The following is a 19517-nucleotide window of genomic DNA, read 5'->3' on the forward strand; positions in this document are numbered from 1 at the left end:
TCGGTTTGAGCGCGACTTAAGGTCGATCACATGTGCGCACACGTCCTGATCGCCGAAGACGACAAGAAGCAGGCCGAGGTGATCCGCCAGTACCTGGAGCATGCCGGCTACACGGCCACCGAGGTCTACGACGGGTACGCCGCACTCGACGAAGTGCGGCGCCGGCCGCCGGACCTGCTGGTCCTGGACGTGATGCTGCCGCTTCTCGACGGACTGCAGGTCTGTCGCGTTCTCCGGTACGAGACGGATCTTCCGGTGCTGATGCTGACCGCTCGCTCCACCGAGGAAGACCTCCTGCGCGGCCTCGATCTGGGCGCCGACGACTACATGACCAAGCCGTACAGCCCTCGCGAGCTGATGGCCCGCATCCGGACCCTGCTGCGCAGACCACGCCAGGCCACGTCACCGGACCGCCACATTCTGCGCGCGGGCCCGCTGAGCGTGGACCCGGTCCGCCACGAGGTCTTCATGTCAGGGCAGCCGGTTCTCTGTACCCCGGGCGAGTTCGCGCTCCTGAACGTTATGGCCGGTCAGCCCGGTCGGGTGTTCAAGCGGGAACAACTCCTGGAACTTACAAGAGGTTCCGACCGATTCATCAGCGGCCGCATCATCGATGTGCACATCGGCAACCTCCGCAAAAAGATCGAACCCGATCCGCGGCGGCCGGTCCACCTGGTGACCGTCTTCGGTGTCGGATACAAGCTGATGGACGGGCGGACGGGACACGTGGAGAGGGGCGGCCATGTCTCGCCGTGACGCACCTCGGCGACCCCGACGCGGGGTCCCGCTGCGCAATAGTCTGCTGGCGCGGCTGATGGCTTCCTCGGTGCTGGTCGCCGTGTGCTCGATCGGCGCCACTGCCTGGCTGGCGGTGCAGACCACCACCCAGGCGATCCAGCAGGAACGGGGTCAGGTCCTGGCGGATGACGCCAGTGTCTACACCGAACTGCTGGGGTACGCCGCCGTTCACCGCGACTGGGACACCGTGGCACCCCTCGTACACGACCTCGCGGAACGCACGGGGCGGCGTATCGTCCTGACCTCGAAGGCCCACCACCCGATAGTGGATTCCGCCGACTCCGACGCTCCCGCACCCACGACGGTCTCCGCGGTCATCGACCCGCTGCGCACGGACTCGGGACCGCTGCCCGGCACCGGCGTCCCGGTCGGCGCAGGCGGCATCGACCCTCGTGCGACGGGCCCGTACCTGTTGCCCGAAGACGAGCGTTCCCAGCTCGGCCAGTGGGCGGACAAACAGCTTGCCTGCCTGCGCGATCTGGGAATCAACGCCCAGCGCATCGACAGCCCCAGCGGTCGTCCGACCGTGAAGTTCAACGCTGCCCGACTTCCGGAGCCCGACGACTGTTATCTCCCACTCGATGAACCCACCGCCACCGAGCGGGAACCCCTCGCCCGGCTCAACACCATGGTCGGCAACTGCCTGACTGCGGGAGGCCGCGAACTCCCGCTGCCTCGCCAGTACGCGGTGCAGGTCGGGCCGGACTTCTCCTGGACCTCGAAACTGCCCCCGGACGAATACACCGACTTGATCGAGGACTGCACTGTCGAGAGCCGCCGCACACAACTGCGCGCCTATGTGGCTCCGGCCTCTCTGCTGTACCTCTCCTCTCCCAGGGCCGCCGACACACCACAGTTCGACCTCTCAGCAGAAAACCGCACCCGCATCATCGGCGTCACCGGTCTGGTACTGGTACTCACCGTCGGCGTGACGGCGGTGATCGCCTACCGGCTCGTACGCCCGCTGAAGGCGCTCACGGACGCCGCCCGCAATCCGAGCCACCCCTACCGACCCGTTCCGGTGAGCACGGGAAACGAGATCGGTTATCTCACGGAGGCGTTCAACGAGATGTCCGAGCGCCGTGAGCGGCTGGAGGAACAGCGCAAGGTCATGGTCAGTGATGTCGCCCATGAACTGCGCACGCCGCTCACCAACATCCGCAGCTGGCTTGAGGCCGCCGAGGACGGCATCGCCACACCGAACCCGGCTCTGGTCACCTCGCTGTTGGAGGAGGCTCTGCTGTTGCAGCACATCATCGACGACCTCCAGGACCTGGCGGCGGCGGACGCCGGCAAGCTGAGGATCCACCCCGAAGTCGTGCGCCTCGGGGACGTTCTGCATCATGTCGCTGCCGCGCATCGGGCCTCTTCCGACACAGCAGGGGTCCGGCTAACGGTCGAAGGCGAGGCCGACATCGACCTCACCGCCGACCCCGCGCGACTGCGCCAGGCCGTCGGCAATCTGGTGTCCAACGCGGTACGCCACACAGGGCGGGGCGGAAGCGTCACTCTCTCGTCGTTCGTAGTCGGTGACGAAGTCGTCATCGAGGTGGCTGATACCGGCACGGGCATCGACCCCGATGACCTGCCCAGGCTCTTCGAGCGTTTCTGGCGGGCCGAGAAGTCACGCAGCCGCCACACCGGAGGCAGTGGCCTGGGGCTTGCCATCGTCCTCCAGCTCGCGCACGCCCATAACGGCACCGTCACCGTCACCAGCACGCCCGGAGTCGGATCCGTCTTCGCCCTGCGGCTGCCTCGCATGGGCGCGGGCGGCTGGTACAGCCGCCCGCTATCGACCGATACCGCCGCGAGCCAGGGAGTCCGTATCCGCAAGAAGTAGCCTGCGTAGCGGGGCCCCGGCGTCCCGTTCTCCCACCCCGACACAGTCGAGGCACGGCTGGCGGGCAGCCCGGAATCTTGCACACGGGCTATGCGGCCGCTGTGGCGCGAAGGGGCGGGGATCGAGGTGCTGCCGCCCGACTGCGCGCGGATCGTGGCCCTGGTCCAGGTGCGGTCCAGACGTCGCCAGCAGGTCTGTCCCGAGCCGAATCCCAGTTCCAGCGGCAGGAGTTGCCAGGCGATGTCGTTGTGGAGCACGTACAGAATGCCCTGTAGACACAGTCGATCCGCCACCGGCGGCGGGCCTGGCGACTTCTCCGGCCAGGGTGGCAGCAGCGGTTCGATCAGCGCCCACAAGTCTCGTCCACGATCCAAGGCCGAGTGCTCACACCATCCCGAACGGCCGAATCGTCGCATCGGCCACGCCCGACCAGGGCACTTCCACAAGATCCTGTTACGAGCTCATAGGGAGCCCGGAAAGCCTGGGAAACAACCTGGAAGGTTCCCTCTCCCCTGCCACCCCCGGAAGCCCGGCCAGACCGACGTCAGGCCTCCGGGGTGCCTTCCAGACGCGTGAGGGACTTCGTGATGCGGCTTCTTCGACTGGTCCCGCTCGGAGCCGTGATCACCTGATGGATGACGGCGTAGCGCTGCGCGCGGGTCAGCACGGCGAAGCGAGCCGCCGCCGTGGGTGATGCGGCGAGTGCCTGGGCGAGGTCGGCGGGTACTTCGGCCCCGGCCTGTCCGGCGTAGGCCCGCTCCCAGCGCCCGTCCGCCTTGGCCCGTTCGATCTCCGCGAAACCCCGTGGCCGCATGCGTCCCTGCTCGATCAGCGTCGCGACGATGGTGACGTTTCGCCGGGACCAGATCGACGCCGTTCGACGCGGCGTGAAGTGCTGTTGGAACGTGCGTGCGTCGACGGCGTTGCGGCGGCCGTCGATCCAGCCGCTGCAGAGAGCCTCTTCGAGGGCCTCGGCGTAGGTCAGAGAGGTCGGTTCCGTGGTGCCTTTCTTCGCAAGAATCAGCTTCACCCCGGCAGATGAACTCTCGTGAGCATCGAGCCATGTCCGCCAGGCCTGCGCGTCGGCCACGATCAACCGGTCCGTCAGCTCCTCTTTCGCCATGTCTGTCATGTTCGTCATGGGGTGAGCCTCGCACGCGAAGCGGTCACTTTCTGTCCTGTACTCCCTGGCACATTCCCGTACTTCCCTCCGCTTCCCCACACTTTCGGCGCGCATGGGATCTCCCCGCTCGACGGTCAACCTTCCGGCGACGGCGGAGAGACGGATTCCTGGACCCGCCCGGCGAGCTTCGCCGCGGCCTTGGCCAAGGCGTCCGGGCCCACCACGGTGAAGGGAGCGTCGTACCGGACCACGGATGCGAGCAGACCGGCCCAGGACCACGACCCGATCGTGACACGACAGGACCGCTCGGTGAGCTCTTCGACCTCACCGTCACCGATCCAGGGTGTGATGTCACGCGCAGGAAGCTCGATGACGACCTCGCCCACGCAAGGCCAGCGATCCTCGCTCTGCGATCCCCTGGACCGGGCGGCGAGAAAGGAGCGCGCATCGGCCGCGGGAAGCGTGCGCGGCGTGAACGCCGGCCCCGTCGGGGTGCGTGGTGCCATACGGTCCATGCGGAAGACACGCCAGTCGTGCCGGTCCAGATCCCACGCGATCAGATACCAGCGGCTGTGCCGGGCGACGACCGCGTGCGGCTGCACGCTCCGTGGAGGGGCGTTGCTCCCGCCGTAGTCGAATCGGAGAGTGCGCCGGTCCTCGACGGCGACGCTGACACTCTCCAGCACGGACGGATCGACACGGGAGGAGGTCTCGGTTCCGGTGAAGCGGATGCCGTCGATGCGGTGACGGAGCCTCGACGGCATCACCTGGCGGACGGTGGCCAACGCGCGGGCTGCCGCCTCGTCGATGTCGACCCCGGTGGAGGGCACACTCTGGAGCGCGACCGCGATCGCGACCGCCTGTTCGTCGTCGAACAGCAGCGGTGGCAGCTCTGAACCGGCCTCGAGCCGGTACCCGCCGTCGGGTCCCTTCATCGACCCGATCCGGTAGCCGAGTTCCCGCAAGCGGTCCACGTCACGGCGGACCGTGCGCGGGCTCACCTCCAGGCGCTCCGCAAGGACCTGCCCCGGCCAGTCCCGTCGCGTCTGCAGGAGGGACAGCAGAGCGAGCATCCGCGAAGTACTTCCGATCATGAATTCAGTGTGCTCCGAGTAGAGGACCGTCGTTGACCTCTTCTTACGTGATGCTCATCCCTGACGGCACCCGCCGGTCGCGTCCATCGAGGAGAAGAGCAGATCATGACTATCAGCACGACCACCCACCTGAACTTCCGCGGTACCGCTCGCCAGGCGCTCGACTTCTACGCGACCGTGTTCGGCGGCCGGACCGTCATCGCCACCTATGGCGACCTCGGCATGCCGAAAGAGGTTCCCGGCGCTGACAAGGTCGTGTTCGGGCAGGTCGAGAACGAGGACGGGTTCCGTGTCATGGCCTACGACATCCCCGGTCAGGACAACACCGACATCGCGGTGACGGCCGGCTCCACGCGCCGGGAGAACGGTGTCACGATCACCGACCGGACATTCTTCCAGTCCGTTCGCGCCGACACTCTTGACGAGATCACCGGCTACTGGAGCGCCCTCGCCGAGGGCGGCACCGTCATCGAGCCCCTCGCCGCGTCGGCGTGGACTCCCGGTTTCGGCATGCTCACCGACCGGTTCGGCGTCGCCTGGGTCCTTGACGTCCAGGCCCCCTACGCCGACTGACTCCCCCGCACCGGTGCAGGGCCTCACGGCACCGTGTGAACCCTGCACCGGTGCCGCCCCTCCTTACCGCACGAACATCGGTACCAAGCCAGAAAGCAGCACATGATCCTCGACGCATTCGCGCACGTCCACTGGTGGGGTGTGCTCGCGGGCACCGCCCTGTTCGCACTCCTCGGCGGCGTGTGGTTCACCGCCGTCGTCAGCAAGCCCTATGCGAGGGCCGTTGGCCGCGACACGGACACGCCCGCTCCAGCGTCACCGCTGTTCATCGCCGGTCCGCTCGTCCTTTCCCTCGCCAACGTCCTGACCAGTGCGATCCTTCTCAGCGCCCTCGACGTCGACGCGGTCGGAACCGCCATCTCGTTCGGCCTCCTGACGAGCGTCGGCTACCTCACCGCCATGGCGTTCAACATCGCGATCAACCCCGTCTTCGCCCGCCCCCTCCTCTACGGACTCATCAACGCGCCCTATTTCACCATCGCCGGCACAGGAGCAGCAGTGCTCCTCGTCCTGCTTCCCTGACCCGGCCACAAGTCTCGCCAGACAACGCGGACAGCTCCCCGACCGCATCATCAATCGCCAAGGCCGTCCCCACCCTGGAGCGGCAACGCTGAGGGAGCTCAGTGAGTGGGGCGGGGCAGTACAGCAAGGGCGGTCCTGCCGATACCGGTCAGCGTCTCTTCACTCGCTCCGGCCTTGCCCAGCGCTTCAATGCCGCGCAGTACGGCGAGCACCAGCGTGGCCAGCTTTCCCGGATCCGCGTCCGCGGCGATATCGCCATTGCGCTGACAGGCCGTGATGTCGTCCTCCAGCAGGGCCTGCAGCGCCTCGATGGCCGCCCGTGCCCGCTTGGCCACCGTCTCGTCGTGTTCGGCCAGCTCGGCGGCGCCCTTGGCCAACAGACATCCGCGGCGGGCGGTGTCCGCGGCAGTCGCCGCCGCCACCGCGTACACGTGGGCGGACAGCCGCGCGTAGGCGTCCGTGTCGTCACCGCACAGCTGCCGGCTCGCAGCGTCGACGACGGAGGTGCAGTAGTCGTCGAACACGCGGTGGAAGAGTTCCTGCTTTCCGCCGAACGCGCCGTACAGGCTGCCTTTGCCGAGCCCCGTTGCCTCGGCGATGTCTTCCATGCGCGTGGCGGCGTACCCACCCGACCAGAACCGCTCCCGGGCAGTGTCCAGTACCTGCTGCTCGTCGAACTTCCTGGGTCGTGCCATGGGGACAGCCTACCGGTTGTTGACTCGTTCGTCCATAACGGCTAGCGTTATGGACGAACGAGTCAAGAATTGAGGAGTGGGCGCGTTATGACGGAAGTACTCGCAGGCAAGGTGGCGGTGGTCACCGGAGCGGGCAGCGGCATCGGGCTTGCCATCGCCAGGCGGTTCGCCGCGGAGGGGGCACGGGTGTTCCTGGCCGGTCGCCGTCAGGAGCCGCTTGACGCGGCTGTCGCTGAGATCGGGCCGGCGGCCACCGGCGTGAGGACCGATGTTTCGGTACAGACGGATTTCGATGAGCTCTACTCGGTCGTGCGCGAGGAGGCGGGTCGCATCGACGTGCTTGTCGCCAACGCCGGCAGTGCTGTCCCTCAGCCTCTCGGTGAGATCACAGAGGAAGCCATCGACGCCACCTTCGGTACGAACGTGAAGGGCACGATCTTCACCGTGCAGAAGGCGCTGCCCCTGCTGTCGGACGGCGCATCGATCATAGTGACAGGGTCGACCAACGCACTCTCCCCCGGAACCAGCCTGGCAACTTACGGCGCATCGAAGGCAGCAGTACGCAACCTGGTGCGCAGCTGGGCGCTCAGCGCGCAGGAACGGAAGTTCCGGGTGAACGTGCTGACTCCGGGCCCGACCGAGACCCCGGGCCTGGTCGGCGCCGTAGGCCCGGACCATCAGCTCGCTTCGCAGGTGCCGCTCGGCAGGATCGGCCGCCCGGACGAGATCGCCGCCGTGGCGACGTTCCTGGCCTCGGACGCTTCCAGCTTCGTCAACGGCGTCGACTGGTTCGTCGACGGAGGCCTGGCGCAGGTCTGACCGCACCCTTCAACCAGCGCGAGAGCGCACCACAACACACCACGTACCAGGAGGAAAAGTGAACGCCACCAGCGATATTCAGAAGCGTCGCGAAGAGATTGCTGTCAACTACTTCCGCATGGTGGACGCTGGCAACCCTGCGGTTATCGACGTCTTCACGGACGATGCTCGTATGTTCTACCCGAAGTTCGGCATCGCACGTGGGAAGGCGCAGATCGGAGCGTTCGCTCAGGGTCTCGGCCGGGGAATCGCGTCGCTCAAGCACGAGATCGAGGGCTTCACCGTGTTGTCATCCGGGAACTACGTGATCGTCGAGGGCGTGGAAAGGGGAACAACGACGTCAGGCGTGGACTTCCCTGACGGTGTTTCCTCCTTCGGGCTGTTCTGCAATGTGTTCGAGTTCGAGGGTGAACTCATCAAGAGGGTCCACATCTACGTGGACCCGGATTTCGCCAACACCCACGCTGAAGGTGTGGCTTGGGGCAAGTCGGTGCAGGACACCATCGCCAGCCTGTAGTCAACAGCCTGCATCATGGTGTCGCCACTGGACCACTGGACCACTGGTACGGGGCCGCGGCACCGAGGTCGCAGGGCTCAATCCTGCCGCCTCGGCGCCCGTCTCGGGTCCTGGCAGCTCTTCCGTCACGCCCGCTGCAGCCGAACCGCATGACGTCAATCGCCAAAGCCGTTCTCACCTTGGAGCGGCACCGCTGAAGAAGCTCAGTGATCGGGCGAGTGCAGCCCTGCCAGAAGGAGACCCAGCAGGGTGCGAATTGCATTGGGCTGTCGATTGGCCTGCGTGGGGCGCAGCAAGGAGATCGCCATCAGGCCTACGCGGACGTCTGTGACGGAGGTCCCTCGCCGCAGGACCCGCTGCTGCTGTGCGCGGGCGACGAGTTGCTCCAGTGCTGCGGCGTGAGCCTGCCGGTCGTTGCGGAACGCGTCGCCTGCCGTGTGAGAGCCCAGCAGGGCCTCATTGAGGCCGGGGGCCCGGATCTGGTGTTCCGCGAACTGGCGGATGACTCCGCTGAGCGCGGTCCAGGCATCCGGCTCCGCCAGTGCGGCCTGCATGTCAGCCCGGCAGGCCGCCACATCCCCGGCAAGGGCCGCGTTGATCAATTCCGTGCGGGTAGGAAAATGTCGGTACAGTGTCGCGATGCCCAGGCCGGCACGCCGCGCGAGCTCGCGCATGGGAACGTCCACGCCCTCCGCGGCGATGGCCTGACGGGCGGTCGCAACGATGTGTGCATGGTTGTCGATCGCGTCGGCCCTGACTTTCCGAGTCACTTTTCTCCGCGTCCCTCTCAGTTGCTCCTGAAGTCGAACAGGTGCTCCGGAAAGATGTTTACCTCATCGAAGCGACCGGAGATTCCGGGCGGGAGAGGTGATCATGTTTGCTGTGCAGTTCCAGCGGTTCGGCCCGCCCGAGGTCCTGACCCTGGGCCCCGCGCCCGAGCCGCACCCCGGTCCTCACCAGGTACGGATCGCCGTCAGGACCGCGGCCGTCTCACCCGTCGACCTCGGACTGCGCGCCGGCTCGTCTCCCCTGAGTAAGAACCTCGCCCTGCCGCACATTCCCGGCGTCGATGCCGCCGGAGTGATCGACGAGATCGGCGCCGGGGTAACGGACTACGCCGTCGGGGACGAGGTCTTCGGCGCGGTAGACGTCGCACGGCTGGGCGGTGCGAGCGCGCAGTACGCGGTCCTGGACTTCTGGACGCACAAACCACACGGCATGACGTGGGCCGAAGCCGGCGCGGCGGGCACCGGCATCGAGACCGCAACACGCGCCCTCGACCTGCTCGACATCAGGGAGAACACGACACTGCTGGTCGACGGTGCGGCCGGCGGCGTCGGCAGCATTGCCGTGCAGCTTGCGGTGGCACGCGGCGCCCGCGTGATCGGCACCGCACGCCCCGACAGCCACCCGTTCCTCAGGGAACTGGGGGTGGAACCCGTGGACTACGGGCACAGTCTGCCCGCCCGGATCCGCGCGCTGACCGCCGCTCCGGTCGACCGGGCACTCGACGTCGCGGGGGCCGGGTCGCTGAGCGAACTGATCGAAGTGACCGGTACTGCGGAAAGCGTCGTCACCCTGGCCGACTTCAAGGCTTCAACCTACGGAGTTCGGCTGTCCACGGGCCGCATCGGTGGCCAGCCCGACGGCGTCCACGGACTCACGTCAGCCACAGCACTCGCCGACACGGACCGCTTCCATGTTCCAATCCGGGACACCTACCCGGCCCATCAGGCAGCAGAGGCACACGCGACAGCCGCACGACCACCCCGACGGGGAAAGATCGTCCTCGACATGGCCCATACCAGTTAGGCGATGCCCCATGAGCTCGTAACAGGATCTTGTGGAAGTGCCCTGGTCGGGCGTGGCCGATGCGACGATTCGGCCGTTCGGGATGGTGTGACACTCGGCCTTGGATCGTGGACGACGACTGTGAGCGCTGATCGAACCGCTGCTGCCACCCTGGCCGGAGAAGTCGCCAAGCCCTCGGCCGGTGGCGGATCGACTGTGTCTACAGGGCATTCTGTACGTGCTCCGCAGGACATCGCCTGGCAACTCCTGCGGCTGGAACTGCGATTCAGCTCGGGACAGACCTGCTGGCGACGTCTGTACCGCTGGCAGCAGGCCGGCGTCTTCGACCAGTTGCACCGCGTTCTGCTCGCCGCGCTGGACGCGGCCAGCGAACTCGACTGGTCGCGAGTGTGTGTGGACGGCTCCCACGTCCGCGCGAAAAAAGGGGGAGCCGGCACCGGTCCGTCGCCGGTCGACGACGTCGTCGGCGTCAGACCGGTCGAGCGGGGAGGCTGCTGAGGGTCCGTCATGAACTTGCTGTGCAAAGGACCGTTTGGGCGAGGCCCCGCCGATCAAGGACTCGGTCGATCCTCGATCATTCCTCGGCGGTCAACCCTTGCATTGGGCCGGACGCCAGGACTCGGGTGACGAAGTTCGCGAACTGCGCCCGCATTCTTTCCCGCGGAATGCGCTCTTCTCCGGCCAGGTGCTCGACGAGGTCGGCTCGTGTGGCGGCGAGCAGGGCGTGGGCGGTGAAGTCACTGTCGGTCAGGCTGGGGATCTGCTCCAGTACGGCTTGGAGCAGGCTGTGCCACCGCTCGTAGTGCTCCGCCTGGTACGGGCTGCCGCTCCCGCTTTCCTCTAGGGCCAGCGCGAGGCGCCGGTTGTCGAGTTTGAAACAGAGGACGGCATCGAGCAGGGCGGGTACGCGATCCTGCGGTGGGGTCGTGGGCCCCAGGGGTGGTGGGCCGGCTTCGACGGCCTGCCTGATCGGTTCGAGCCGTGCCTCGTACAGCGCGCGGAGCAGCCCGGCGCGATCGCCGAAGGCCCGGAAGAGCGTGCCTTTGCCGACGCCGGCCGCTGCCGCGACGTCGGCCATGGTGACGTCCTCGGGACTCTCCCGGCGGGTGAAGAGGGCATCGGCAGCTGTGAGCACGGCCTCCCTGTTGCGGATGGCGTCCTTGCGAGACGACTGGCGTTCGGACATGCCGCTCCTTCCATTTGCAAAACGGACCTGGGGTCCGTATCGTCAAAACGGACCTAGGGTCCGTATTCTATGACTGGAGGATACCCATGTCCGCACCGACCTCCCCGGCGGATCTGTACCGCCACAGCCTGCGACTGCTGCTCGACAAGGACATCCCCGCGTGGGTCGCCCTGTGGGCCGAGGACGGCCTCTTGGAATTCCCCTTCGCACCCGACGGGTGGCCCCGGCGCCTGGAGGGCAAGGAGGCCATCGCTGCCTACATGCGCCATTACCCCGACCACATCGACCTGCACGACTTCCCCGACCTGCGGATCCACCAGACCACCGATCCACAGACAATCGTGGTCGAGATGCGCGGGGTTGGCCGCCTGGTGGAGAGCGACGCTCCCTTCGACATGACCTACATCGCCGTCGTGACCGCACAAGAAGGGCACATCACCTCCTACCGCGACTACTGGAACCCCCTCGCCGTCCAGGAGCCCGGCACCGACTTCACCGGGAGCAGCCGATGACGACCGCCGGCACCACACTGGTCATCGGCGCCACCGGCACCACCGGAAGCCGCACCGCCGCACAGCTGACGGCCGCGGGTCACCGCGTCAAAGCCGCCAGCCGCCGGGCCACCCCGGTCGCCGGCACTGAGCCGGTCCCCTTCGACTGGTACGACCCCGCCACCCACGCGGCCGCCCTCGACGGAGTCGACCGCGTCTACCTCATACCGCCCCTGGGTGACTCCGACCCTGCGGCGATCATGCTGCCGTTCCTCCATCAGGCCCGCACCGCCGGCGTGCATCGCGCGGTGCTGCTGAGCTCCTCGGCCATCCCCGAGGGCGGTCCGGCGGTGGGAACGGTGCACCAGGCCCTGCCCGATCTGTTCGAACAGTGGGCGGTGCTGCGGCCCTCGTGGTTCATGCAGAACTTCACCGGCACGCACGCGCACGCTCGCAGCATCCGCGACGAGGGCATCATGTGGACCGCCACCGAAAGCGGCCGGGTCGGCTTCGTCGACGCCGAGGACATCGCGGCCGTCGCCGTGCGCGCTCTGACCGACGAGCAGGCCCCCAACACCGATCTCCTCCTCACGGGACCCGAGGCACTCGGCTACGACGACATCGCCGCGATCATCACCGAGGTCACCGGTCGGCCCGTCGTCCACCGCCGTCTGTCCTACGAGCAGATGCGCGATCGCCTCACGACGGAGGTGCCGGTGGAGTTCGCCGCAATGCTGGCCGGCATGGACCGTGCCATCGCCGGAGGGGCGGAGGACCGCATCACCGACACCGTCCAGCGCCTCACCGGTCGGCCCCCGCGCACCTTCCGGGCCCTCCTTCAGAGGGAGATGCGATGAAGCAGCTGATGTTCCAGGACGATCAGCAGTTCTGGTTCGAGACCCTGCGTAATCTCGGCCTGGCCGTGTACGGCGGCTCGGACGTCGGTGAAGTCGTCGCAACCGCCTCCCGGGTCACCTCCGGCGACTACGACGGCTGGCACGACGCCTGGCTGTCCACCGCCAATCGTCTGGAGGCAGAAGCTCGCGCATGCCACCCCGTCAGCGCGCGGGACGGGCTACTGCGGGCCTCCACCTACTACCGGGCGGCCGAGTTCTTCCTGCATGGCGACCCCCACGACCCGCGCATCGACCATGCCTACCAGCGCGGTGTCGCCTGCTTCCGTGATGCCATCGCCCACATGCCAGGTATCACTCCCGTTGAGATCCCCTATGAGGACACCGTATTGCACGGCTACTTCTACCGGGCGGCAGGCGAGGGCCCGAAGCCGACGCTGGTGATGCACAACGGATTCGACGGCGGCGCCGAAGAGCTGCACTTCTTCGGTGCCGTCGGCGGACAGGAACGCGGCTACCACGTCCTGACCTTCGACGGCCCTGGGCAGCCCGCGGCCATCCGCCGGAACGGGCTGACCTTGCGACCGGACTGGGAGAACGTGGTCGGCCCCGTCCTGGACTTCCTCACCCAGTACCCGGGCGTCGACCCCGCCCGCATCGCGCTGCTCGGCGTCAGCCTCGGCGGCTACCTTGCGCCTCGCGCGGCAGCCTATGAGCGGCGCCTCGCAGCTGTCGTCGCCCTCGACGGTGTCTTCGACGCCGTCTCCGCCCTGACCGCACACCTCCCGCTGCCGCACGACGAGGTGGTCCGGCGCGCGGCAGCCGAGCACGACGGAGAACTGGACCAAATCATCGCCGACGCCCGTGCGCAAAGCCCGACCCTGCGCTGGGCCTGCGACCATGGCCGCTACGTCACGGGGACCTCGACCGACAGGGCATTCCTTGCCGAGTACGCCCGCTACAACTTCGACGACGGAAGCGTCGAGAAGATCACCTGCCCCGTCCTGGTATGCGAAGCAGCCGCCGACCTGTTCTACTCCGCCACCGAAGAGCCCGATCCGCGCAAGCTGTACCAGCACCTCACCGCACCGAAGAAGATCCTGACCTTCACCGAGGAGGAAGGTGGCGACGCTCACTGCCACCCCGGTGCTCTTCGCTTGGCGGTGGCGCGCATCTTCGACTGGCTCGACGACACGATTTGACGCCTACTGACCTTGAATGCGTGATGTCGTCATGGTTGCTGGCGTCGGAGGCTGGTGCCGGTGAGGCAGCCGTCGAGGACGTCGGGGCGGTACTGGAGCTGGCGTAGGCCGCGTCGGACGGTGGTGATCAGGTCGTCGGGGTCGGCGAAGGCACGGTTGGCCACGGTGGTGCGTCGCAGGACGGACCAGATGCCCTCGACCGGGTTGAGGTCGGGTGCGTAGGGCGGCAGTTGGAAGACGGTGAGCCAGTCGCGGTCGGCGATGTAGCGGCGCATGCCGGCGGTGAGGTGGGTGTTGAGGTTGTCCCAGACCAGCACGATGCCGCCGAGCTGCTGGTGTGCGGTCTGGATCAGGTCGCGGTAGTCCTTCCAGGAGAAGCTCTTGCGTCCGTCAGGCCGGGCGTCTGGGCAGGGCCGGTAGATCAGCCGCGAGGGTTCGCCGGCCTTGTAGCAGGCCAGGGCGGCCACCGATAAGCGGCGGCGGGAGCGGCCCCGCACGCGGATCACCGGAGTGTGGCCGCGGCGGGACCAGGTGCGGGTGGTCGGCGGCGTCATCGAGAATCCGGCTTCGTCCTCGAAGACGAGCCAGGCGTCGAGCGCCGCCACGGTCCTTCCACGCTCGGCCAGGTCTCCTTCATCCAGCCGGCCACCAGGTTCTCGTCCCGCTCGATCGCCCGCCGGGCGGGGACCTGGCAGCTCCAGCCGTGCCGCTTGAGCAGGGCGGCCACCCCTTGCACGGTGTAGCTCTTGTGGAAGCGGCGCCCGATCAGCGTCTTGATTCGTGACAGTGTCCAGGTCTGGTCCGGCCACCCATGTGCCACCGGGCCCTTGGCCAGCTCACGCTCCAGCACGGCGAACAGTTCGTCGCTGAGCAGCGGCAGCGATGCCGGGCCCTTGGAGGCCAGGGCCCGGGGCCCGTTCTGCGACCAGGCTCTGCGCCAACGCTGTACCGACCGGACGCTGACCCGCAGGTCGTGAGCGATGACCGTGTTCTCGTCGCCCTGCCTGAACCGCTCGGCCGCCTCCAACCGCAACTTCTCGCGGAAGGCCCGCCGTTCGTCGGTCAGTCCGCCTCCTTGCGCACACCTCATGCGGTCGGCATACCGCAGGGATCATGAGACGTCAGCCCCTACGACACCACGCTTTGAAGGTCAGTACCAGAACAGCATCTTCAACCACGGCGCCGGTCTGGGCATCGATGTCGAGGTGGTGCAGCGGCCACGGGCCAAGGGGTTCGAGCCGCTGCCGAAACGGTGGGTGATCGAGCGGACCTTCGGCTGGCTGATGCAGCACCGCCGCCTGGCCCGGGACTACGAAGCCCTGCCGCAGAGATCCCGAGCGATGATCCATTGGGCCATGGCTAACAAAATGTCCCGTGAACTGACCGGAGAATCCGTACCAACCTGGCGAATCGAAACGGACATCCCACCCGCATCCGCGTGAACACTGATCAGATGCTCTCTCAGACGAACAAAAAGCCGTGTGCTTCGCCGCCGCGGCCCTAGCAATCGAAGACGTCTCCCCCAGCCTCGCCCACCGCCTCCTCGGACCACTCCGCCTCGCACTTGGCGACGTCCACGCCTACCCCGTCCCCTCATGGGCCGACAGCCTGTAACCCAAGGCGAACTGCAGGCCAGTCGTGATCAGCCCAGATCCGTAGCCGTGGGCACAGAGGCAGCTGCACTGGCAGGGTGACGCCCCCAGCGAACTCACGGCCAAGCAGAGGTCACCGTCTGAGCGTCGAGATCCGGTTCAAGAAAGGCGGCGCATCCAAACGCCGCCGCATACCCACGACCACCCGACGCTGCTGCGCAACCTGACCAGCACCGCCTACGGGACGGCCCACCTGGTCCGGCTGCTGCGGTGTTCCGGCCGACGCCGGAACCGACGGGTGGTAGAACCGGGCATGACCTTCATAACGCCGGGCATGGCCGCTGCCGGCATCAAGGCCACGGGCAGCGTGGCCAGCGCTCTGATCGGACGGTACCGGCCCACAGGCGTGCCCAGGCTGGGCAGCAATGAGGACCGCGCGGAGGCGTACCGGCGGCTGCTGGACGCCTCTTCGCCGCCCGCCCGGCCTCACTTGGCTGAATTGGCCGAGATTCCCACGGCCTAGGTGCGCGCCAGCGCCGACGAGGCAGACGGCATGCTTGGCGGGATCTCAGCGAGGTCAGCTTCGGTGTCCGACGATTCGCGGTTGAGCTGCTGCCCGATCAAGGAGCGGACGGCCATGCGCTACGTCGCCACCGCCCACTCGGAGCGCACCGCAACGCACCCAGGCAACCGAGCAGGCTTGTGCGGCTCGGACAGAGAATGTCGGACTCTGCGAGGGCTCAATTGCCGACGAGACCGGGAGTTGAGGCGTGCGGAGAGTCGACTGGCGGTGTTCTAAGCGGTGAGCCGGCTTCTATGGCGTGCCCAGTGGTGAGTTCTCTGTAGTGGCTGTTGCAAGTGAGAAGGTGCTCGTGGCTGCCGGAGACTGCTGTCCCGTCCTCCGTGAGCAGGATGATGTGCCGGGCCCTGCGGATGGCGGGCAGCCGGTGGCTGGCTACGATAACGCAGCGGGTGGCCGCCAGGTCGTCCACGGCTCGGGTGACGAGGCGTTCGCTAATGGTGTCCAAGTGGGAGTTCGGCTCGTCGAGGAGGAGGATGTCGCTGTCTGTGAGTAGGGCGCGGGCTACGGCGAGGCGCTGGCGTTGCCCGCCGGACAGGTCGTGGACGCGGCCCAGGGGCGTGTCGAGGCCTTGGGGAAGACGCAACACGGTTTGGCGTAGTCCGACCGTCTCCAACGCGTTCAGCAGGTCTGCGTCGCTGGGCGGTTCGGCGAGACCAAGTTGTAGGTTCTCGCGAATGGTGCCTTCGATGAGGGTGGACTGTTGGTCGACGTAGGTGACGCGTCGACGCAGGTCGCCGAGGGGCCAGTTGCTGACGGACCTGCCCAGGACGCGGATCTCCCCGTGCTCGGCCTGTGCGAGGCGGTTGATCAGAGTGAGGACCGTGGACTTTCCGGTGCCAGAGGAACCAACGAGGGCGGTGAGCCCGCTCGTGGGGACGTGGAAACTCGCTTGTTGCAAGACAGGGTGGCCTTGCGGAAGGCGGAAGGTGACACGACGGAAGGTCACTGCATGGGCGTCGGGGCGGGGTAGGGGCAGGACTGGAGTTGCGGTCGTGTCCAGTTCCGCCTCCGCTGGGCAAGTGAGGAGGTGGTGGAAGCGGCCTCGTGCGGTTCGTCCCGCCTGTAGATGGCCGATACCTAGGGCGACGACTGTCAGGGGCGAGGTGAGGTGCAGCAGATAGAGAAAGAAGCCGCTGAAGGCGGCCAGAGACAGCTGTCCTTGCGTGATCTGCTGCCCTGCGGCCAATGCGACGGCTAGCACGGCAATTTGCTGGCCCAAACTCACGACCGGGCCGATGAGGCACTGCAAGCGGGAGGCGGGCAGACACGCCGAACGAACGGCGTCTGCGGCGTGTCCGAGTTTGTGTGCGGCCTCACTCTCGTAGCGGCAGGCTTTGACGGTGACGAGTGCGACGAGGTGGGCGGTGAGGCTCTGTGCGAGCTGTCCGAGCGCGCGCTGCTGGGCGGCTGCGAGATGTTTCATCCGGGTCGTCATTGGGGCGATGCAAGCTCCGGTGAGCCCGAAAGCTCCGACGGCGACCATGGTGAGGCCTGGGTCGATGACGACCATGGCGGTAAGCGTGGCCGCCGTAGCGATGAGCGCCACCGGGAGGTGGACGAAACCGGCCTCGATGAGCAGACGCAGGAGCGCAGCGTCTGAGGTGACCCTGGCCGTGAGGCTGCCAGTGCCCTCGTCGCGTACCGCGCGCAGCGGAAGCCGCAGCAGATGCCCCATGGCCAGGCGCCGCAGACGCAACACGGCGCGCTCGCCGACTCCCGCCAGTAACCACCCGCTCAGAGCCTGCAGCCCGGCCGCGCCCAGGACAGCGACGCTCATGCCCACGGCGGGAGGGGTGACCGGCTGGTGCCGGGTGAGAGCGTGCATCACGCCCATCGCCAGCCACGGCACCGCCAGACCGGCTGCGGCCGAAGCAAGGGACAGGACGGCTGCCAGGGCGAGCAGCAGTCGATCACCGCACAGGAGGTCCTGGCCGATGCGCAGCCCTGGAAACGCCCCGCAGTCCGGAGTCAGGGAACGGGTCGACGATCGCGAGCGGACGGACGGGAAGGTCATATCGCGGTGCCTCGATTACGAAGACCGGGCGAGGGAGGAGCCGATCGACCGCAGCCCGGAGCTCTGCTCATCGTGTCGCGGAAGAGGAGGCGTACTGCCGGCTCCGGGTCCGGCACAGGCGGCGGCGATCACCGATCGAAGCCCGCGGCACGGCTACAGTCGACGGTGGCAGGCTGCTCTCTGCTGGTCCGTCCAGGGGAGGGAGCCGGAAGGCCCCCTCATACCGGCTGGGGGACATCGTCGGGTGTGAATTGCACTGCTGTGCCGTACAGGTCGAGCAAGCCTTCGAAGGGCTGGGCGGGCAGGCCGGGCTTCCACAGTTCGACGGCCATCTCCCCGTGGTACAGCAAGGGCCAGCGCACGTACGTCCGCGGGTCGGCCGGATCGTTGACGGCGTGTGACCGGCGGACGGTGTCGCGGGCGATCTCGACCGTCAGGTCGGTACCGCAGCCGAAGCCGTAGGGGAACTGCTGACGGTCCGTTTCGACGGTTTCGATCACCGTGTGGTCGCTGGAGACGACGCCGACGTGGGCGTGAATACCGGCCCGGATGAGCGGTACTTCGCGTTCTCCGTCGGGGTCCAGTACCCAGGTACCTGACGGGTCCTTCGTGACGCGGACGGTGGGGCATGCCTCCATCAGTGCGCAGATCTCCCATGTCTCTACTGATGGTTGCATTGGCAGCGTGCCGCTGGGGGCCAGGACGCGCAGGCGTTGGCCGTCGGCCAGGCGCGGCTCGACGGCCACGGTCTGTTCTCGTGTGAGGCTGCGCTTGTCGACGTCCCAGGAACCTGATGCGCTGACCACGAGGCAGTTGAGATCGGGGTCGAAGGCGAACAGCATGCCTTCGCTGAAGCCCCGCATTCCCATGTAGACCTCGTACATGTCGGCCAGCTGGTCGGAGACGAAGTCGGACACCTTCACCGGCGCCGGCAGCAGTCCCAGCTTGCCCATCCGCTGGCCTGCGTACGCCAGTTGCTCAGGTGCGGTGCTGGCCTGCCATGCCTCGGGGGTGATCGCGTCCCGGACGGTGTCGTAGTCCTCAGCGACCTGCCGGGCGCACGCCGCGGTGACCAGCCGATCACGCATGCGGTCGGCGATGTCCGTGGTTTCGGTGGGATGACCGCCCTCCATGTTGCAGAACGTCACCTCTGCCACCTGACCGGGAGCATCGCCGCGGGACACGAACAGGACCTTGGCCGCGCCGAGTCGGCCCATGGCTGTGCGGGCGGTGGCGACGACGTCTGCGTGGGGCAGCGCACTGAGCCGTTCGGGCACCTCGACCACGGCGACGACATGGCGGGGGTTGCGGCGCAGGCCGTGCTGGTGGCGCAGCATGGCACTCAGCGGCGGGTAGGTGTCCGGGATCCTCTCGCGCAGGGGCTGCGGTCCCTCGGGGATTTGCCCGCACATGAGCATCAGGTCGACGTCGCCGTAGGAGCGGTCCAGGACGGTGTGGCCCTGTACCTCGAAGGAGGCGACCAGATGGTTGAGGAAGGACCGCAGCGCCTGCTGTTCTGCCGGCACCTCGCCGATGACCTGGACCGTGCACGGACGCCACCAGCCGCAAGCGGTGACATCGGTTTGGACGTCGGGTACGGCGACTGGTGAACTGCTCATGGCCTACCTTCCGGGAACGTTGCGGCCGCCTTGAAAGGGGCCTTCGTCGGCTGGGTCGTGGCGCGCGAAAGCGCGGCGGTGACACGTTTGTTGCCGTGGACGCGCAAGAGGCCGCGTGTGAAAACGGGCTTGGGACGTCGGCGACCCTACCGGCGCCTGAAGGAACACCCATCTACCGCCACC

The 19517-nt window shown here is 67.4% G+C and carries 20 protein-coding genes and 2 pseudogenes; 13 read left to right on the forward strand and 9 right to left on the reverse strand.

What is annotated here, in order from left to right:
- Positions 1–30 precede the first annotated feature (30 nt).
- Positions 31–756: a response regulator transcription factor gene (locus tag ACZ39I_RS36530; protein WP_306972148.1), complete on the forward strand. Its 726-nt coding sequence runs from the start codon at positions 31–33 to the stop codon at positions 754–756.
- Entirely contained in the window at positions 743–2638 is a 1896-nt protein-coding gene (locus ACZ39I_RS36535) for a sensor histidine kinase (RefSeq protein ID WP_467249318.1), read from the forward strand. Before ACZ39I_RS36530 ends, ACZ39I_RS36535 begins: the two co-directional genes overlap by 14 nt.
- Before the next feature lie 167 nt (positions 2639–2805).
- Here the strand turns inward: ACZ39I_RS36535 and ACZ39I_RS36540 are convergent.
- From ACZ39I_RS36540 to ACZ39I_RS36550, 3 genes and pseudogenes are all read right to left on the reverse strand, one after another.
- Positions 2806–3054, reverse strand: a pseudogene (locus ACZ39I_RS36540) (transposase); the annotation flags it as partial.
- A gap of 128 nt (positions 3055–3182) precedes the next feature.
- Positions 3183–3761, reverse strand: a complete 579-nt coding sequence (locus ACZ39I_RS36545; protein ID WP_467249319.1) for a YdeI/OmpD-associated family protein — start codon at positions 3759–3761, stop codon at positions 3183–3185.
- 134 nt (positions 3762–3895) lie between these two features.
- Positions 3896–4855, reverse strand: a complete 960-nt coding sequence (locus ACZ39I_RS36550) for a helix-turn-helix transcriptional regulator (protein WP_467249321.1) — start codon at positions 4853–4855, stop codon at positions 3896–3898.
- A gap of 105 nt (positions 4856–4960) precedes the next feature.
- Here ACZ39I_RS36550 and ACZ39I_RS36555 point away from each other — a divergent pair, with 105 nt between their 5' ends.
- A complete protein-coding gene (locus ACZ39I_RS36555) occupies positions 4961–5428 on the forward strand; it encodes a VOC family protein (protein ID WP_467249323.1) in 468 nt (155 codons plus the stop codon).
- 102 nt (positions 5429–5530) lie between these two features.
- Positions 5531–5950: a DUF1761 domain-containing protein gene (locus tag ACZ39I_RS36560; protein ID WP_306972143.1), complete on the forward strand. Its 420-nt coding sequence runs from the start codon at positions 5531–5533 to the stop codon at positions 5948–5950.
- Positions 5951–6048: 98 nt separating this feature from the next.
- Here the strand turns inward: ACZ39I_RS36560 and ACZ39I_RS36565 are convergent, their stop codons facing one another.
- Entirely contained in the window at positions 6049–6645 is a 597-nt protein-coding gene (locus ACZ39I_RS36565; protein ID WP_467249325.1) for a TetR/AcrR family transcriptional regulator, read from the reverse strand.
- 87 nt (positions 6646–6732) lie between these two features.
- Between ACZ39I_RS36565 and ACZ39I_RS36570 the strand changes: the two genes are divergently transcribed.
- Positions 6733–7464 carry an SDR family NAD(P)-dependent oxidoreductase gene (locus ACZ39I_RS36570; protein ID WP_306972165.1) on the forward strand — a complete coding sequence of 244 codons (732 nt, stop codon included), beginning with the start codon at positions 6733–6735 and terminating at the stop codon, positions 7462–7464.
- A gap of 58 nt (positions 7465–7522) precedes the next feature.
- Positions 7523–7981, forward strand: a complete 459-nt coding sequence (locus ACZ39I_RS36575; RefSeq protein ID WP_467249327.1) for a nuclear transport factor 2 family protein — start codon at positions 7523–7525, stop codon at positions 7979–7981.
- A gap of 203 nt (positions 7982–8184) precedes the next feature.
- On the opposite strand, the gene ACZ39I_RS36580 is transcribed toward ACZ39I_RS36575, so the two are convergent.
- On the reverse strand, positions 8185–8751 hold the full coding sequence (locus ACZ39I_RS36580; protein WP_467249329.1) for a TetR/AcrR family transcriptional regulator: 567 nt from the start codon (positions 8749–8751) through the stop codon (positions 8185–8187).
- 103 nt (positions 8752–8854) lie between these two features.
- Between ACZ39I_RS36580 and ACZ39I_RS36585 the strand changes: the two genes are divergently transcribed.
- Together ACZ39I_RS36585 and ACZ39I_RS36590 are read left to right on the forward strand one after the other, a co-directional pair.
- The gene (locus ACZ39I_RS36585) at positions 8855–9793 is read left to right on the forward strand and encodes an NADP-dependent oxidoreductase (RefSeq protein ID WP_467249331.1); all 939 of its coding nucleotides are present in this window, start codon (positions 8855–8857) and stop codon (positions 9791–9793) included.
- Positions 9794–9988: 195 nt separating this feature from the next.
- Complete coding sequence (locus ACZ39I_RS36590) at positions 9989–10291, forward strand: hypothetical protein (RefSeq protein WP_467249333.1); 303 nt, start codon at positions 9989–9991, stop codon at positions 10289–10291.
- 76 nt (positions 10292–10367) lie between these two features.
- Here the strand turns inward: ACZ39I_RS36590 and ACZ39I_RS36595 are convergent, their stop codons facing one another.
- Positions 10368–10979, reverse strand: a complete 612-nt coding sequence (locus ACZ39I_RS36595) for a TetR/AcrR family transcriptional regulator (protein WP_306972138.1) — start codon at positions 10977–10979, stop codon at positions 10368–10370.
- Between the two features lie 86 nt (positions 10980–11065).
- Between ACZ39I_RS36595 and ACZ39I_RS36600 the strand changes: the two genes are divergently transcribed.
- Genes ACZ39I_RS36600 through ACZ39I_RS36610 form a run of 3 tightly spaced genes read left to right on the forward strand, consistent with a single transcriptional unit; the run spans position 11066 to position 13526 of the window.
- Entirely contained in the window at positions 11066–11491 is a 426-nt protein-coding gene (locus tag ACZ39I_RS36600) for a nuclear transport factor 2 family protein (RefSeq protein ID WP_467249335.1), read from the forward strand.
- Entirely contained in the window at positions 11488–12327 is an 840-nt protein-coding gene (locus tag ACZ39I_RS36605; RefSeq protein WP_467249337.1) for an NmrA family NAD(P)-binding protein, read from the forward strand. Before ACZ39I_RS36600 ends, ACZ39I_RS36605 begins: the two co-directional genes overlap by 4 nt.
- On the forward strand, positions 12324–13526 hold the full coding sequence (locus tag ACZ39I_RS36610) for an alpha/beta hydrolase family protein (protein ID WP_467249339.1): 1203 nt from the start codon (positions 12324–12326) through the stop codon (positions 13524–13526). The genes ACZ39I_RS36605 and ACZ39I_RS36610 overlap by 4 nt, the downstream gene beginning before the upstream one ends.
- A 29-nt stretch (positions 13527–13555) precedes the next feature.
- Here ACZ39I_RS36610 and ACZ39I_RS36615 read toward each other — a convergent pair.
- Positions 13556–14616, reverse strand: a protein-coding gene (locus ACZ39I_RS36615; protein WP_467249341.1) for an IS630 family transposase whose coding sequence is annotated in 2 segments (ribosomal slippage) — positions 13556–14170 and positions 14173–14616 — 1059 coding nt in all. Because the reading frame shifts where the segments join, the coding sequence is not laid out codon by codon here.
- 82 nt (positions 14617–14698) lie between these two features.
- Here ACZ39I_RS36615 and ACZ39I_RS36620 point away from each other — a divergent pair.
- Together ACZ39I_RS36620 and ACZ39I_RS36625 are read left to right on the forward strand one after the other, a co-directional pair.
- Positions 14699–14968 (forward strand): annotated as a pseudogene (locus tag ACZ39I_RS36620) (transposase); the annotation flags it as partial.
- A 463-nt stretch (positions 14969–15431) separates the two neighbouring features.
- Positions 15432–15641, forward strand: a complete 210-nt coding sequence (locus tag ACZ39I_RS36625; RefSeq protein WP_467249343.1) for a hypothetical protein — start codon at positions 15432–15434, stop codon at positions 15639–15641.
- A 217-nt stretch (positions 15642–15858) separates the two neighbouring features.
- On the opposite strand, the gene ACZ39I_RS36630 is transcribed toward ACZ39I_RS36625, so the two are convergent.
- Together ACZ39I_RS36630 and ACZ39I_RS36635 are read right to left on the reverse strand one after the other, a co-directional pair.
- A complete protein-coding gene (locus ACZ39I_RS36630; protein WP_467249345.1) occupies positions 15859–17715 on the reverse strand; it encodes an ABC transporter ATP-binding protein in 1857 nt (618 codons plus the stop codon).
- 218 nt (positions 17716–17933) lie between these two features.
- Positions 17934–19334, reverse strand: coding sequence for a hypothetical protein (locus tag ACZ39I_RS36635; RefSeq protein WP_467249346.1), 1401 nt, complete (start codon positions 19332–19334; stop codon positions 17934–17936).
- Between the last annotated feature and the right edge of the window lie 183 nt (positions 19335–19517).

It is taken from the genome of Streptomyces sp. NPDC024687, from assembly GCF_055559055.1.

Coding starts and splice junctions, on each gene's coding strand:
- ACZ39I_RS36530 (WP_306972148.1), top strand. CDS start 31: ATGTGCGCACACGTCCTGATCGCCGAAGACGACAAGAAGCAGGCCGAG.
- ACZ39I_RS36635 (WP_467249346.1), bottom strand. CDS start 19,334: ATGAGCAGTTCACCAGTCGCCGTACCCGACGTCCAAACCGATGTCACC.
- ACZ39I_RS36545 (WP_467249319.1), bottom strand. CDS start 3,761: ATGGCGAAAGAGGAGCTGACGGACCGGTTGATCGTGGCCGACGCGCAG.
- ACZ39I_RS36600 (WP_467249335.1), top strand. CDS start 11,066: ATGTCCGCACCGACCTCCCCGGCGGATCTGTACCGCCACAGCCTGCGA.
- ACZ39I_RS36565 (WP_467249325.1), bottom strand. CDS start 6,645: ATGGCACGACCCAGGAAGTTCGACGAGCAGCAGGTACTGGACACTGCC.
- ACZ39I_RS36560 (WP_306972143.1), top strand. CDS start 5,531: ATGATCCTCGACGCATTCGCGCACGTCCACTGGTGGGGTGTGCTCGCG.
- ACZ39I_RS36585 (WP_467249331.1), top strand. CDS start 8,855: ATGTTTGCTGTGCAGTTCCAGCGGTTCGGCCCGCCCGAGGTCCTGACC.
- ACZ39I_RS36570 (WP_306972165.1), top strand. CDS start 6,733: ATGACGGAAGTACTCGCAGGCAAGGTGGCGGTGGTCACCGGAGCGGGC.
- ACZ39I_RS36605 (WP_467249337.1), top strand. CDS start 11,488: ATGACGACCGCCGGCACCACACTGGTCATCGGCGCCACCGGCACCACC.
- ACZ39I_RS36535 (WP_467249318.1), top strand. CDS start 743: ATGTCTCGCCGTGACGCACCTCGGCGACCCCGACGCGGGGTCCCGCTG.
- ACZ39I_RS36610 (WP_467249339.1), top strand. CDS start 12,324: ATGAAGCAGCTGATGTTCCAGGACGATCAGCAGTTCTGGTTCGAGACC.
- ACZ39I_RS36555 (WP_467249323.1), top strand. CDS start 4,961: ATGACTATCAGCACGACCACCCACCTGAACTTCCGCGGTACCGCTCGC.
- ACZ39I_RS36625 (WP_467249343.1), top strand. CDS start 15,432: ATGACCTTCATAACGCCGGGCATGGCCGCTGCCGGCATCAAGGCCACG.
- ACZ39I_RS36550 (WP_467249321.1), bottom strand. CDS start 4,855: ATGATCGGAAGTACTTCGCGGATGCTCGCTCTGCTGTCCCTCCTGCAG.
- ACZ39I_RS36630 (WP_467249345.1), bottom strand. CDS start 17,715: ATGACCTTCCCGTCCGTCCGCTCGCGATCGTCGACCCGTTCCCTGACT.
- ACZ39I_RS36595 (WP_306972138.1), bottom strand. CDS start 10,979: ATGTCCGAACGCCAGTCGTCTCGCAAGGACGCCATCCGCAACAGGGAG.